The 15,382-nt window shown below is 50.6% G+C and carries 12 protein-coding genes; 4 read left to right on the top strand and 8 right to left on the bottom strand.

Translation table 11 applies throughout. From position 1 onward, the window contains the following. Window positions 1-43 precede the first annotated feature (43 nt). Both glnL and ntrC read left to right on the top strand, forming a co-directional pair. On the top strand, window positions 44-1,147 hold the full coding sequence (glnL, locus tag ACT53C_RS04000) for a nitrogen regulation protein NR(II) (RefSeq protein WP_194749575.1): 1,104 nt from the start codon (window positions 44-46) through the stop codon (window positions 1,145-1,147). A 16-nt stretch (window positions 1,148-1,163) separates the two neighbouring features. Continuing rightward, window positions 1,164-2,555 (top strand): nitrogen regulation protein NR(I), encoded by a 1,392-nt coding sequence (gene ntrC, locus ACT53C_RS03995; RefSeq protein ID WP_412010098.1) that lies wholly within the window; start codon window positions 1,164-1,166, stop codon window positions 2,553-2,555. A gap of 4 nt (window positions 2,556-2,559) precedes the next feature. Here the strand turns inward: ntrC and ACT53C_RS03990 are convergent, their stop codons facing one another. After that, window positions 2,560-3,234, bottom strand: coding sequence for a DUF6445 family protein (locus tag ACT53C_RS03990; protein WP_338656035.1), 675 nt, complete (start codon window positions 3,232-3,234; stop codon window positions 2,560-2,562). Between the two features lie 107 nt (window positions 3,235-3,341). Next, window positions 3,342-4,556 carry a porin gene (locus ACT53C_RS03985; protein ID WP_476144946.1) on the bottom strand — a complete coding sequence of 405 codons (1,215 nt, stop codon included), beginning with the start codon at window positions 4,554-4,556 and terminating at the stop codon, window positions 3,342-3,344. Window positions 4,557-4,934: 378 nt separating this feature from the next. Between ACT53C_RS03985 and ACT53C_RS03980 the strand changes: the two genes are divergently transcribed. Next, the gene (locus tag ACT53C_RS03980; RefSeq protein ID WP_476144882.1) at window positions 4,935-5,417 is read left to right on the top strand and encodes a hypothetical protein; all 483 of its coding nucleotides are present in this window, start codon (window positions 4,935-4,937) and stop codon (window positions 5,415-5,417) included. Window positions 5,418-5,434: 17 nt separating this feature from the next. Here the strand turns inward: ACT53C_RS03980 and mutY are convergent, their stop codons facing one another. From mutY to katG, 4 genes are all read right to left on the bottom strand, one after another. Beyond that, a complete protein-coding gene (gene mutY / locus ACT53C_RS03975; RefSeq protein WP_476144881.1) occupies window positions 5,435-6,478 on the bottom strand; it encodes an A/G-specific adenine glycosylase in 1,044 nt (347 codons plus the stop codon). A 23-nt stretch (window positions 6,479-6,501) separates the two neighbouring features. Further along, window positions 6,502-9,192 carry an AsmA family protein gene (locus ACT53C_RS03970; protein WP_476144880.1) on the bottom strand — a complete coding sequence of 897 codons (2,691 nt, stop codon included), beginning with the start codon at window positions 9,190-9,192 and terminating at the stop codon, window positions 6,502-6,504. 19 nt (window positions 9,193-9,211) lie between these two features. Then, a complete protein-coding gene (locus tag ACT53C_RS03965) occupies window positions 9,212-10,015 on the bottom strand; it encodes an undecaprenyl-diphosphate phosphatase (RefSeq protein WP_194749581.1) in 804 nt (267 codons plus the stop codon). Window positions 10,016-10,223: 208 nt separating this feature from the next. Continuing rightward, window positions 10,224-12,404, bottom strand: coding sequence for a catalase/peroxidase HPI (gene katG / locus ACT53C_RS03960; RefSeq protein ID WP_476144879.1), 2,181 nt, complete (start codon window positions 12,402-12,404; stop codon window positions 10,224-10,226). 321 nt (window positions 12,405-12,725) lie between these two features. Here katG and ACT53C_RS03955 point away from each other — a divergent pair, with 321 nt between their 5' ends. After that, a complete protein-coding gene (locus tag ACT53C_RS03955) occupies window positions 12,726-13,631 on the top strand; it encodes a hydrogen peroxide-inducible genes activator (RefSeq protein ID WP_476144878.1) in 906 nt (301 codons plus the stop codon). A gap of 12 nt (window positions 13,632-13,643) precedes the next feature. On the opposite strand, the gene ACT53C_RS03950 is transcribed toward ACT53C_RS03955, so the two are convergent. Both ACT53C_RS03950 and prmA read right to left on the bottom strand, forming a co-directional pair. Continuing rightward, window positions 13,644-14,489 carry a DUF3426 domain-containing protein gene (locus tag ACT53C_RS03950; protein ID WP_313984421.1) on the bottom strand — a complete coding sequence of 282 codons (846 nt, stop codon included), beginning with the start codon at window positions 14,487-14,489 and terminating at the stop codon, window positions 13,644-13,646. After that, complete coding sequence (prmA, locus tag ACT53C_RS03945) at window positions 14,480-15,382, bottom strand: 50S ribosomal protein L11 methyltransferase (RefSeq protein ID WP_194749585.1); 903 nt, start codon at window positions 15,380-15,382, stop codon at window positions 14,480-14,482. Before prmA ends, ACT53C_RS03950 begins: the two co-directional genes overlap by 10 nt.

Below are 15,382 nucleotides of genomic sequence, written 5' to 3'. Positions count from 1 at the left end.
TTTAAAACAGGGCGTGATTCACTCTTTTTAACAAGCTCAGGACATGGTACAGAAATCTCCCAACGGCTTTAGTGGTTTAGAGCATATTGCCACGGCAGTCATTTTGCTTAATAACCAACTAGAAGTTACTTACGCAAACTCCAGCGCCGAGATTCTGTTTGCATTTAGTGCCAACCAGATTCAAGGGGCGCATATCCATGACGTGTTTGTGAATTGCGAAATTTTGCAAATGGCCGTGACTAACGCCATAGAAACACAGAGCCCATATCGTGAGCATGAGTTTGCACTGACCACCCAACGCGGCCATACAACGGCCGTGACCTGCACAGCCACCCCTATTTCAGCCGCGTTCAACCAAACGCCGGAAGACATGCTGATTCTGGAATTTGTGCAAATGGATCAGCAATTGCGTATTGCGCGTGAAGAGCGCATGTTGATACAGCAGCAAGCCAACTCTGAATTACTCAGGAATCTGGCGCATGAGATCCGCAACCCGCTAGGCGGCTTGCGTGGTGCGGCACAATTGCTTGAATTTGAGTTGCCGCAACCCAGCCTAAAAGAATATACCCAGGTGATTATCAAAGAGGCTGACAGACTACATAGCCTCATGGACAGACTGCTGGCACCACACCGCGTGCCAAAATATGAGCCCACCAACATTCATGAAGTGCTGGAGCGCGTACGCAGTCTGTTACTGGCAGAATCGCCTAACCATATCCGCGTGATCCGCGACTACGATACCAGCTTGCCGGAGCTCATTGGCGATCGCGAAAAACTGATCCAAGCCGTGCTCAATATTGCGCGTAATGCGGCACAAGCGATGCAGCAGCACCAGACCGAAGGTGCGAGCATTACTTTCCGCACGCGTGCTGAGCGCCAAATTACGCTAGCCAGAAAACGTTACCGTGTCGGGATTCATTTAGAGATTATTGATAACGGCCCAGGCATCCCTGCCGGCATCAAAGAACGTATTTTCTACCCACTGGTATCCGGTCGTGAAGGCGGCACAGGCTTGGGCCTGGCCTTGGCACAAACCTTTATTACCCAGCACCACGGCATGATCGATTGTGACTCGCAGCCGGGTAAAACCATCTTCCATATATTGCTACCTATTGAAAGTACGCAATTAAAATCATCCGTACAATAATTCACGAGAAACAGCTATGAAGCCAATCTGGATCCTAGACGACGACAAATCCATCCGCTGGGTGTTTGAAAAAGCCCTGGCGCGCACCGACTTTGATTTCAAAACATTTTCCTCCCCAGCAGAAGCCCTCAACGCTTTAAATCGTGAACAACCCCAAGTCATCGTCAGTGACATCCGCATGCCCAATGGCTCGGGCCTGGACTTTTTATCCGAGGTGAAGCAGCGGTATCCTGAAATTCCAGTCATTATCATGACCGCCTACTCAGACCTCGAAAGTGCTGTCGCAGCCTTTCAGGGTGGCGCGTTTGAGTATCTGGCCAAACCGTTTGATGTAGATCAAGCCATCGAAATTATCAAACGTGCCGTTGAAGAAAGCATGCGTCAATCTGTCGAGGCCGTAGAAGACACCGGCCCCTCGCCAGAAATCATCGGCCAGGCCCCCGCCATGCAAGAGGTTTTCCGTGCCATTGGCCGCCTGAGCCGCTCGCACTCCACCGTGCTCATTAACGGCGAATCCGGCAGCGGTAAAGAACTGGTCGCGAGCGCCCTACATAGACACAGTCCACGGGCTGACAAGCCATTTATCGCCATTAATACCGCAGCGATTCCCAAAGATTTATTAGAATCCGAATTGTTTGGTCATGAACGCGGAGCATTTACAGGGGCCGCCGCCGCCAGACGGGGCCGCTTTGAACAAGCAGATAACGGCACTTTGTTTCTGGATGAAATCGGCGACATGCCTGCTGACTTGCAAACCAGATTGTTGCGCGTCTTGTCCGACGGCCAGTTTTATCGCGTGGGCGGACATCAACCAATCAAAGTCAATGTACGCGTGATTGCTGCCACTCACCAGGACCTCGAAGAACGCGTCAAACAAGGCCTGTTCCGTGAAGACTTGTTTCACCGTCTGAACGTCATTCGTCTGCGCTTGCCGCCCTTGCGTGAACGTAGAGAAGATATCCCCTTGCTGACCAAGCATTTTCTCGCCCACAGTGCACAGCAATTGGGGGTTGAGCCCAAGCAACTGTCACAGGCAGCCATCAAATACCTGATGTCGGTCAACTGGAGCGGTAACGTTCGCCAGCTTGAAAACGTCTGCCACTGGCTCACCGTGATGGCGCCAGGTCAAAACGTGGATGTTAATGACTTACCCCCAGAGCTTAAAGAAGATACGGGCAAACATAGTAGCGGAGGCTCCTGGCAAGAAGCGCTAGCCCAAGAAGTCACCGACGCGCTTAATCGCGGAGAAACCAATATCCTTGATGCCAAAACCAAAGAGTTTGAGCGCATCCTGATCACCCGTGCCCTCGCCCATACCGATGGCCGCCGGATTGAAGCTGCCAATCAGTTGGGCATGGGGCGCAATACGCTCACACGTAAAATTCAGGAGCTAGGCATTGATGATTAGCAATTTAAATGTGAACTTGCTGACTCCGCCAAAGTGGGAATGAGCTGTGTCTTTGCGCATCAATACTACTGACAAAAAAGACTTGCGCCAGCCGTGAGTCTTTTAATGTCTTACCAAAAAAGTTATTTGCGGCATGAAAATGTCTGCCTTCATAGAGTATCAAGGTGTTATAAACGTTATTGATTCTCACAATCTCATCAAACATGCTGTGATAAGCGGTATCCATCTTTACAGTACCATCCGCAAAGCGCTTATCATTCACCTTAAGTGCTTTTTCGTATAAAGCCTGATCAAAGCTTTTATTAGGCCTGAATAAAGAGGTCCCCGAATCTAAAGGTGCATCAGGACTTAAATATAACACCGCTGCAAAAACTGCATTCCCATCCGTGTGAATTACGCCACGGCCGTATTCTTCACTGACACTCTGAAAGTTGGTCGAAATTGCCCAACGCATATGCTCATATTCTGAGTTATGGAAAAGTGAAATAATTTTTGTACTAAGCTTCTCAAAGAGTGGCTTGTTAATGACAGACAAATCCTTAGTTCTACATCCTGGAAAAACATAAGGAACGTTACCTAATTGATGACGATATTGATATTTCTGATTTAACGCAAAAGTACGAACAGCGTCTGGATCTTCATAAAAATTCTCCACAATTGTCACTGGATACAAATTCATAGTAATTAAGCCAAAATTAAAGGTTTAAGTTGATGCCCATAAAAAAACGGCAACCGAAGTTGCCGTTCTTACTGACTAATAATTTACGCAGTTAAACTGCAATTAAATTAGAAGAACAGAATTGCGCCCAAAGACACGGTCTTAGCTTTAGCATCCAAGGATGATGCAGAAACGCGATCCAATTTCTCTTTGCTTTCTGAATACTCAGCAACCAAGTTCAAGTGCTTGGTCAATGGGTGGTAAGCACCAACAGTCCACATTTCGTCTTTCAGCTGATCCAATACTGTGTCAGCACTGTTGCCGTCCAATGTAGATTGGCCCCAGCTTACGCCCAACTTTGTACCAACACCAGGAACTGTGTATGTACCTTGTACATAACCACCTTTAGAGTCACGACGCTTGCCTGTTACATCAAAACCGTCACGCAATTGCAAGCCTTGACCAATACCACGACCATCGTAGTAGTAACCAGTCAAACCAAAATCAGCCACTTTAACTGTCGCACCGATATCGAAGGCTTCAGCGCGTTCGCTACCACCGATTGTTGTAAAGTTGTTAACTTTTTGGCTAATCGCAGAAGCCCAAACTTTACCTGCAACGTCACCAGTCCACTCATATGAAGCCTTGGCTTCAAATGCTGGCTGAGAACCGCCACGTGTTGTGTTACCAGCACTAGCAAATTGTGAAGCAGAAGAGTAAGCATTCCAAGATTGTGTTACGCCAGCTGTAAATTGGAAGCCATTCCAGTTTGGTGAGGTGTAAGCAACTTGAGATTTCCAGTCAGCATACATATAGCCAGCACCAATACGACCCAAAGTAGTTGTGTTACCAGCCAATGAGCCTGCGCCAGAACCAACACCTAACAATGTCATGTCGTTCAAGATAGCGTCTGAAGCGAAAATGCCCAGATCTTTACCCAGTTTGACAGAACCCCAAGAAGCGTCACCAAAGGTCAAGAATGCTTGACGGTTTTCTTGTTGTGATGTTTGACGACCTGATTGAGTAGTCGATGCACCTGGGTTGATGCTGATTGTGAAACCAACATCCAGATCGTTCTGGCGTGTTTTACCAGAAACGCTCAAGTAGTTAGGCAACAAACCAGTTGTAATGTTAGAACTGCTTTGAGCATTACCACTACCTTGGTTCAATGGACCAGCACCAACACCAGTATCACCACTGAAGCTAGTGTGTGTGTAGTAAGCATTAACAACGCCACCGATGTCCAGAGTCCAGTCACCAGCTGGGATAGTGATGCCAGCTTGTGCGCCAGTAGCGGCAGCGAACAGAGCTGCTGCAACTGCAACGTTCAATTTTGTATTCATACGAATCTCCAAAAATGTTGTTTTCACAACTTGTGTAAGGATATTGCTTTCTAGTAAAGAGCCATTGAATGCTCTTTCTAATAACTCCTGCGGAATCACTTAAAGCATTTCCTGCAAGGTCAGTGCAATTTTTGCAAAAGCGGCCTAGGTGGCGCAAGTGAATACGTCAAATTGCTTAGTCCTAGTTAACGTTGTTGCAGATTTGCAACAACCTAACACCTGCCGGACTAGGGTGTTTTTTTGAATTGCTACCGTTTTTTAGGTGATTTCCCATCAACATCAATATATCTTTCTGCTAGGATAGGAACAATTTGCAGCTTCTTTAAAATTTATATATGCGCCTTTATTAAATGAAGCGCGCATCCGCAGGGGAAGAGAATGATTTCGGACATTCAGTTATGTAGTCGCTTTGTAGAGACCTTGGACTGGATATGCCAAGTGCTGATCAGGCATTCTGAGGATTTTAATATTGCCCTGGTTAAAATTGCTTATGGCGATGACAATAGCTTGGGTGAGGCCTACGGCGCGCCTGAGGCCTTGCGTCAACTGTCGTCGTTAACCCATGATCTGCAAAACTCTTTTAGAAGATCTGACCTGGTAGGTCGGGAAGGGACAGACTTCTGGATTTTGTTTCCTTATACGCGCGTGCAAGATAATGTATATGAAAAACTACTTGATGTGCTTGAAAGCTCCAAGCATCAGACATTGAACATCGTAGAGCGCGAAATCGCGATTTTTGAATTGCCACTGATTTACCAAAAAGCGTTGGTAAAACCAGACAGCGGGCATGACTTGCTACAACACCTCAAAAACAATCAGCGGGAATTGGCCAGCCATGTTTTCCGTCTAGCCAATCTCTAAGCCAAAGACCTACGCATTTAAAAGCGTAATTGTTGAAGCCCTTTGATCAGCGTGCGTACTGGCGTTGGCAACGCTGCGGCGACAGCATCCGCCAAGGCGAGCCATTGCTGGTTTGACGCTGGTGGGGGACGTTTTCCCTGCAATAGCAGTGGCTGTGGTGTTATTTCAAGCTTGAAATGTGTAAAGGTGTGCCAGAGCACGGGCAATGTTTCCAGCGACTCCACATCCATGTCGAAGGTGGTTTTTACATGGGGGACGGCAAGCGCACTGGGGGACAACTCAGGCAGACTCCACAAGCCGCCCCAAATGCCATGGTTAGGTCGTCGCTCTAGCAAAATTTCCCCGGCATCTAAAATCATCAATACCGTGGTCTGCTTTTCTGGCAAGGCTTTACGAGGCTTGGGGGCAGGCAGCACAGAGACCATTTGTTGCTGATACGCCAGACAACTGGCCTGCATCGGACAGCGATGGCAACTTGGTTTGCTGCGCGTACACAGGGTCGCACCAAAATCCATCAGGCCTTGCACATAGGCGGGCAAGCCTTGGCTAGGCAACACCCTTTCTGCGATTTGCCACAATTTTTTCTCTACCTCTGGTAGCCCTGGCCACCCCTCAATGGCATACAACCGGGCCAATACACGTTTCACATTACCATCCAGAATCGTTTGTCGCTGGTTAAATGCAAACACGCTGATCGCTGCGGCGGTAGAACGCCCGATGCCTTTTAAAGTTTGGATGGTCTCAAAATCTGTTGGAAAAATACCACAGTGTTCACGCATAATGGTTTGGGCGGCATGATGCAGGTTTCGCGCGCGTGAATAGTAGCCAAGCCCGCTCCAATAGCGCATGACTTCATCTTGTTCGGCCTCGGCTAGGCTGGCAATGGTAGGAAAGCGCTGCATGAACCGATCATAATAAGCAATGACCGCCGACACCTGCGTTTGCTGCAACATGATTTCTGAGACCCAAATAGCGTAAGGGTCACGCGTCTGCTGCCATGGCAAATCATGGCGGCCATGCGCCTGCTGCCAGGCGATCAGTTTTTCTGCAAAATCACTCACACTTAAACGCTTATCTGCTGGCCCTAAAAATTCAGCAGCTTTTTGAGTGCTTTTTGCTTGAGCTGGTCCACGGGCTTGTCAGGCTCAGTGCTATTACCACCTTCAGGATTGGCTGCCTCGCTACCGCTATTCCCCGGCGTTTTTCCATTCAGCAATCCTTTAAGGGCTTCGGCCTTGTCTCCGCCGATTTTCTCGGTCAAGGCGTCCATAGCCACCGATTTGGCCAGTGCCTGACCTAAAGCCGCCATATCAACACCGAATTTCGGCGCACTAAAACTACCGGTGACCTTCACCGGAATGCCAAGACTGCCTAATTGCTCAGCCTCTTTACCGCCCTGCCCCTTGAGCGAATTCACCAAAGTAGGCTTGGCGAGATAGTTGATCTGTTCTTTGCCTATATCAATATCGCCTTTGCTTTCGCCTTTGGTCAAACGAAAAACCGGTGCCTTCATGGCCAGATCATCATTGTGAGCCACGCCATTCTTGATATTAAAACTGGCAGTCAGCTCACTAAAGTCAGTTTTTTTACTTTTATCTGCGTCTGCGCTGGATTGACCCTTGAGCAAGTTGAGCTTGCTTTTCGCCTCGCGGATGGTCCCGGCCAGATCAAACCCTTTAACGGCGCCATCGGCCATGCGTAAATCAACCGAGCCGCCCAGTGACTTTTTTAGTGCAGTCACCGTATTTCCTTGCGCAGTCACGTTCACATTCAAATTGCCGTTACCAGATAGCATGTCATTGTTGATGGTATCGACTAACAACGGGCCGACAGCGATGTTTTGCAGGCTTTGCTGTATGGTGACTGCAGGCGTGGCACGTGCATCCAGCTTGACGGCACCGCGCACCGTGCCTTGATAGACATCGGCATTGAGTGGATCCAGGCTAGCCAAGCCCTCCTGTGCTTTCAGTCCAATATTGAGGTTTTTGGCTTCGGTTTTGCCATATTTCAACCAGCCAATGCGGATGTTGCCCTGCGCATTTAGCGCCTTCAAGGCAGACAGATCTAGCGGCTGCTCCGCTTGCGCGGTTTTCTCGGCAGGCTTGGCCGTCGCTTCGCCTGCCTTGGCTTCTGCAGCAGGCAGATAACGGTTCAAATCCAGCTTGTCGATGTTGAGCTCAAAGGTATATAGCGGCTTGCTAAACTGGCTAATGCCAACATTGCCCTGGATACGGCTGTCGTCCAATTTGACATCCAGCCCCTGCAAGGCCAGTTTCTGGCCATCGGCTTTAATGCCCACGTTCAAGCCAGTCAGGGTATAGGGGCTGTATAAAATCTTGCCAATATTGATACTGCCATCGAGGAATAAGGTTTTTAACGCGCTCAAATCGGCAGGCTTGTCTGCTTGTGCGCGATTGGCATTGGGGCTGGCAACGGTTTCTTTTTTAGGCTTGGCCTTGCCCAGCAACGCATTCAGGTTCAAGGTGTCGGCGTGCACTTTAAAACCAATATGCGGCGTCGCAAACCCTGCCACGCGCACATCGCCATTGAGCTTGGTTTCCGCCAGGCTCAAATCAAAGGTGGAGTTAACTTGCTCTTGCTTTACGTTGGCGTTGAGGGCCAACTTGAACTGCCCTTGCATGGTTCCATTCGGCAAAGCGGGGTCTTTAATATCAAATTTGCCTGCCAGCGCAGGCACTTCAAACACCAAGTCGGCCAGATTGAGGGTCACAGGCGAAGCAAAATGCCCTTCAACCTTGCGTGCACCGGCATTCAGACTAACATCCGCGGCCAACCCTTTGCTTTCGACGGTTTGCTGGTTGCCTTTTAATTCGGCCAAGACCACGGCCAGATCGAGATCGCCGTTGGCATCTTTTTGCTTGAGTGACAAGGTGACCTTGTCACTGCTGATGAGTTGCGGATTGACGGCAAGCGCAGGCGCCTGCAGGCTGACTGCGCGCTCGGCACCTTTAAAAGTACCTTGCATCGCCAGCTTGAGATCAGAAACATCCAGGGCAGTGTTAGCGGCATCCACATCAATGCCCCCTTGCGCCGTGACCGTCACCGCCTGGCCATCTAGCAAGGCGCCTTTGAGCTGCGCATCCAAACCCTTGATCGCAAAGTGCTTGGCTTCCGGATCGGCCATGACATTGGCTTTAATCAACGCCTTGGCATCCACGACGGGCTGGTTTGCCATCAGATGAAAATCGGTGGCAATATCAAACGGCTTTTTCAGTGCCACCTGGCCGGTGGTGAGGTTTAGCTGGTCAACTGAATACTTGGCACCGCTTTTCTCATTCGTAAAACTGGCCTCAGTATTGGTGATTTTAATGCCTTGCACATCAAAGTTGATCTGCTGGGACTCTTCTTCCTCTTTGCTCAGCAGATCATCAAAGTTGAAGCTGCCATCAGCATGCTGGATGACATTGACCTGCGCGCCATCCAGATAGACCGTATCGACGACAATTTCTTTTTTGAGCAAGGGCAGCACGGCCAATGCCACTTTTGCGCTTTTAATCGCCGCAAACTGTTGTTCTGACTGATGCTCGGACAAGCTGATTTCACCTAAATCGGCGCCGATTTTTGGCCAGAAACTAAGCTTGATGTCGCCTTTGATGTCTAGCGTACGCTGTTTCTTGTCTTTGACCAGTTGAATGATGGTGGACTTGTAATCGTTAGGATTAAACGTCGCCGCCAGATAAACCACCAGCAACAGCAACACCGCCAGGATGGCGGCAAACACATAAGCTACCTTTTTAAACAGCGCACGGTTCATGCATACACCTTAAAACAAATTAATGTGCAAAGAAAACCAGCACCAGAATGCCAAACACGATACGGTACCAGGCAAACACGGCAAACGAATGCTGGGCGACAAATCGGATCAGGGCGCGAATCACCACCAAGGCTGACAAAAATGAGACCACAAAACCGATCAAAAAGATCAATGCATCGTCCACAGACAGTAAGTCACGGGCTTGATAGAGGTCGAGCCCGGTGGCTGCGAACATGATGGGCAAGGCTAAAAAGAATGAAAACTCAGTCGCGGTCTGACGGCTTAGGCCAAAAAACATGCCGCCCAGAATGGTCGCGCCTGAACGTGACATGCCCGGAAACAATGCCAGCGATTGCGCAAAGCCAATCTGCAAGGCTTGCTTGGCTGAAATCTGGTCAATATCACGCGTATTACCTGCTGGCACAAATTTTTCAATCAGCAAAATTAATACCCCCCCCACGACCAGTGCGATGCCAACGGTGAAGGAGGAAAATAAATATTCTTTAATTTGGTGATGAAATGCCAGGCCAATCAAGGCGGCAGGTAAAAAAGCAATGATGAGGTTGCGCACAAAGTGCTGGGCGTTGGTATCCGTTTGAATGCGCTGTACGGTATGCCAGAGCCGTTGCCGGTATTCGACACAGACCGCCAGAATCGCGCCCAGCTGAATGATGATCTCAAACACATCACGTTTATCTTTAGAGAGAAAGTCCAGCCACTCCCCGGTAATGATCAGATGCCCTGTACTACTCACAGGAATAAACTCGGTCGCGCCTTCGACCAGGCCCATGATCACGGCCTTCAGCATCAAATAGATATCCATGCAGTTATTCTAACAGACAGTTTTGCAGACTTGCCGTGGCCATAGAAATTTCACGATTGAAAATACATGGGAGCACGTTGCTTACGCCTGGCAAATGTCCGTGATACGCATCATGACCAATGTCTGCCTACATACTAAGCCATTAATAAAAAAGCGCCTTGATCCCTCAAGGCGCTGGGTATGACGACAGAGTCACAGAAATTTTTAATTATTTAAGATCAAAACGATCCGCATGCATGACCTTGGTCCAGGCGGCGACAAAGTCGTGCACAAACTTCTGCTTGGCATCATCTTGTGCATACACCTCGGCATAAGAACGCAGGATGGAGTTGGAGCCAAACACCAGATCCACACGGGTAGCCGTCCATTTAACTGCACCTGTGTTACGCTCACGGACTTCATACAGGTTGTTGCCAGCAGGCACCCAGGTGTAGCGCATATCGGTCAGGTTGACAAAAAAGTCATTGCTGAGCACACCAGGCTGATCGGTAAATACACCGTGCTTACTCCCACCGTGGTTGGTATCCAGCACACGCATCCCACCCACAAGGACGGTCATTTCTGGTGCAGTCAGACCCATCAGCTGGGTACGGTCCAGCAGCATTTCCTCTGCCGAGGGCACGTAGTCGGCCTTGAGCCAGTTGCGGTAGCCATCATGCACAGGTTCCAGCACCTCAAAAGACTCAATGTCTGTCTGCTCTGCCGTCGCATCACCACGGCCTGCAACAAACGGTACCGTGATGTTCACTCCGGCGGCTTGGGCGGCTTGCTCAACGGCAGCAGAACCACCGAGGACAATCAGGTCAGCGATGCTGACAGGTTTGCCAAAAGCTTGCTGTATGCCTTCGAGCACTGTCAGCACTTTTTGCAGTCTGGCGGGCTCGTTGCCTACCCAGTCTTTTTGTGGCGCCAGACGAATACGTGCACCGTTTGCACCCCCGCGGTAGTCTGAGGCACGGAAAGTACGTGCGCTATCCCAAGCGGTCGCGACCAGTTCTGCGGTGCTTAAGCCGCTCGCCAGAATGTGTGCTTTGAGTGCAGCAATGTCTGTCTCGCTGATAGCTGACCCTGCAGGCACCGGATCTTGCCAGATCAGGTCTTCTTGCGGCACATCCGGGCCGATGTAACGGGCTTTGGGACCCATGTCACGGTGTGTCAGCTTGAACCAGGCACGGGCAAACACTTCAGAGAAATACGCCTGGTCGTCACGGAATCGCTCCGAGATTTTGCGGTAAATCGGGTCCTTGATCATGGCCATATCCGCATCTGTCATGATGGGGTTATAACGGATGCTAGGATCCTCGACATCGACTGGCTTGTCTTCTTCCTTGATGTTCACGGGCTCCCATTGCCACGCACCGGCCGGGCTCTTTTTAAGTTCCCAGTCATGGTTAAACAGCATTGCAAAGTAACCGTTATCCCATTGGGTCGGGTGTGTAGTCCAGGCACCTTCAATGCCGCTGGTCACCGTATCACGGCCCACTCCGCGTCTGGTGTGGTTGTTCCAGCCCATCCCTTGCTCATGTACGTCGGCGGCTTCCGGGTCGACACCAAGGTTGCTGGCCTGACCGTTACCGTGTGCTTTGCCCACCGTGTGGCCGCCTGCCGTCAACGCTACCGTTTCCTCGTCGTTCATCGCCATGCGGGCAAAGGTAACGCGGATATCCTGCGCGGTTTTCAGCGGATCAGGGTTGCCATCCACGCCTTCCGGGTTCACATAAATCAGGCCCATCATCACAGCAGCCAGCGGGTTTTCGAGGTCACGCTGACCAGAATAGCGGCTACCTTCGCTACCGGTTTTTGCCAGCCACTCTTTTTCATTGCCCCAATAGATATCTTTTTCCGGGTGCCAGATATCCTCACGGCCAAAAGCGAATCCGAAAGTCTTGAGGCCCATGGACTCATAGGCAATGGTGCCTGCAAGTACAATCAGGTCCGCCCAGGAGATCTTGTTGCCATATTTTTTCTTGATCGGCCACAGCAGGCGGCGCGCTTTATCTAGGTTGACGTTATCAGGCCAGCTGTTGAGTGGTGCAAAGCGCTGGTTACCTGTACCCGCGCCACCACGGCCATCTGCCACGCGATAAGTCCCGGCGGCGTGCCAGGCCATGCGAATCATCAAGCCACCATAATGACCCCAATCTGCAGGCCACCATGCCTGGCTGTCCGTCATCAAGGCATGCATGTCCTTTTTAAGCGCATCTACATCCAGCGTGGATACTTCCTGTCTATAGTCAAATGACTCACCAAGCGGATTGGTTTTACGGTCATGTTGATGCAAGATATCCAGATTGAGGGCGTTCGGCCACCAATTCGTATTGGTTTGTGCGGTTGTTGTGATTGCGCCATGCGCGAATGGGCACTTGGCGCCCGTGTTTTGATTCTGCATGTGTTAGCTCCTTGTTGTTAATTGATGAGTGCGGCAAAAAATTCATCAAGACTCAAATATACTACGCCTTGATTGTTACGATAATAATTTGATATAAAATAAACTACAGAGTTAAAAACTGGCAGCGTAAGCGGCTAAAGCTTCCTGCCACACGGCTGATTCCTGATTAAGCCAGGTCCACATCTTGCCTCCTTATGTTGTCATCCATGCATCGCATTCTAGAGTGCGCCATTTAATTTGTATAATTGTATGTTTTGATATTGTTGATTAATAAAATTAATGCATATAGACTAGTGATGGTGAAAACAGCGAGACAAGCAAATGACCTTGATTGAATTAAAGTTTGTATTGGCGGTGGCGCAAGAGAGAAACTTCAGGCGCGCAGCAGAAAAATGTTTTGTGACCCAGCCGGCGCTCAGTCTGGGCATCAAAAAACTGGAAGAAGAGCTGGGTGTCTCTCTGTTTGAACGTAACCGGAACGAGGTGACCCCCACCGAAATTGGTGAGCAGATTATTGCACAAACCAATATCGTGCTGGAGCAAGCAGCCAAGATCAAAGAGATGGCGAAACACGGTAACGATCCGCTCAACGGCCTGTTCAAGCTGGGCATGATTCACTCGGTCGGGCCTTATCTGTTACCCGAAATCATTCCGCCACTCATCCAGGTGGCGCCGCAGATGCCGCTGGAGGTTGAGGAAAACATCACGGCGACCCTGGAGCAGCAGCTGAAAAACGGGCTCATCGATGCGGCTGTAGTCGCCTTACCGTTTGATGTGCCGGGCATTGAAACCTTGCCACTGTATGACGAGGACTTTAATGTCGTCGTACCCGTGAGTCACGCCTGGGCCAAGCGCACATCGGTCGAGGCAGATGAATTGAGCCAGGAGAAAGTGTTATTGCTCAACACCGGGCATTGCTTCAGCAATCAGGTAACCCAGGCTTGCCCCGAGCTCAGCCGTAAAGGCGAAGTGTTACAGGGCAATTCGCTGGAAACAATCAGAAATATGGTGGCTTCGAATTTGGGTATCACGGTGCTGCCAGCCATGGCAACTGCGGTGCGCTATCAGAACGCGCTGATTCGCGTGATCCCATTTACCCGCCCTGCCCCTAGCCGACGTATTGCGCTGGCCTGGCGCAAAAGTTTTGTGCGCAAAGAAGCGATTGAAATATTAGGAAAAGTGATGGCTGAAGTGGGCGCTGCGCAACAACAGATTGACCCGGTTTAGATGCAGAAACAATTAGTAGGCAATGGCGACGCGAAAACCCGTTACCAGTTTTTCGTCTACACCTAACAACACTTTGGCGGACTGCTCTTGCAAGGCCGCCAGGCCATTGCTGGCATCGACCGTCTTGGGCAGATAGTCTTCCGGCTTGAGCGTTTTGCGCAATACCGGCTCATCTGCCGTATTGGTCAAAGTCAGCTCTATCATCGGATAGGCCTGTCGCACCTCACCGTGATTCATGAGCACACTGGAAAACACCAGCACGCCGGCGCGTGTCTTGTGCTCTTGAATATCCGCATCATCTATCGTCAATTGCGCAATATCCCTAGGCAAACCCACTTCACAATGCAGTGGCTTGCATAGCGCTTGCAGCCATGGTTTGGTGTGCGGGTAACTGGCGGCAAGCGTGGTGCGAGAGAAATACAGTGTTTGCAGAAAAAAAGTCACCAGCAGCAGGACAGAAAGCAGGCTATATGCCCAAGGGGTGGCGGGCGTCACCCGGGATTGCGGGCGCTCATCCTCGAGTGAAACGTCACGCAGAAAAGCAGGGATTTCAGGCTCAATCGCCTCGTCAGGCCGAATAGACAGCTCCGGCATGACTGCTTCAAACGGCTCGTCAGGCACCGGATGCGCCTGTGCGGCCTCGGCACTCACCTGAAAGTAAATCGCGGCATCGCTGGCAGGCTGGGGATCTACCGCCTCGCTTGCAGCAGTGGCAGCAGATGACGACAGCAAATGCGAGCGCGCATCAAACACATGGTCACATTCACCGCAGCGCACCTTGCCAGCATAGGCCTGCAATTGCTCGTCAGTGACTTCAAATTGTGTTTGGCAGGCCGGGCAGGCCGTAATCAAGGACATTTTCTGGTTCCCGTCAGCAAGACCCATCCATCTTGCTGGATGGGGGCATCCATTTCAAACCACTCGGCATAATGCGCCAGCAACATCTGCTGCTGGCTCTCCAATATGCCGGATAATGCAACTTTACCGCCCGTTTTGCAAGATTTGGCAATCACTGGCGCCAGCACCATCAAGGCGCTGGAGAGAATATTAGCCACGACCAGATCAAACGGCTCATGCAGGTATTCGGCAGAGTCATAAAAAATGGCCTCGACCTGGTTATTGAGCGCGTTATCACGACTGGCAATCACTGCCTGCGGGTCAATATCAACGCCTGTGGCGGTGTTGGCGCCCAGTTTTTTGGCGGCAATGGCCAAAATGCCTGAGCCACATCCGTAATCAAGGACATTGGCACTGCGCAACAGCGTTTCAGGCAACTGCGCCAACCAGCTCAAACACAAATGCGTGGTCGGATGGCTGCCAGTGCCAAATGCCAGGCCCGGATCCAGCACAATGTTGATCGCCTCCGCATTCGGCGCCTCATGCCAGGAAGGCACGATCCACAATCTATCGGTCACGCGGATAGGGTCAAACTGGGCTTGCGTGGCCCGCACCCAATCCTGCTCCTCGATCTGCTCTAACTGATATTTGAGACCGTCCAGTTGCAGCTCGGCTTGCACACGGGCCAGTAAACCCTGGACATCGGCTTCCGCATCCAGCATGGCCGTGACAATGTTTTGCTGCCAGATGCCGGGCGGTGGATCCCCCGGCTCGCCAAAAATTGCCTGCTCGGCCAAGGTGTCAGCGTGCGCATCTTCAATGCTGACGGACAACGCACCCTGCTCCATCAGCACATCGCTGAGTGCCTCGGCCTGCGGCTCGGTTGATTGAATTTTAAGTAACAGCCAATGCAA

Source organism: Methylophilus sp. DMC14, from assembly GCF_056314085.1.
Note: the sequence above shows the minus strand (reverse complement) of the source record. Positions and strands in the feature narration are given on the sequence as shown.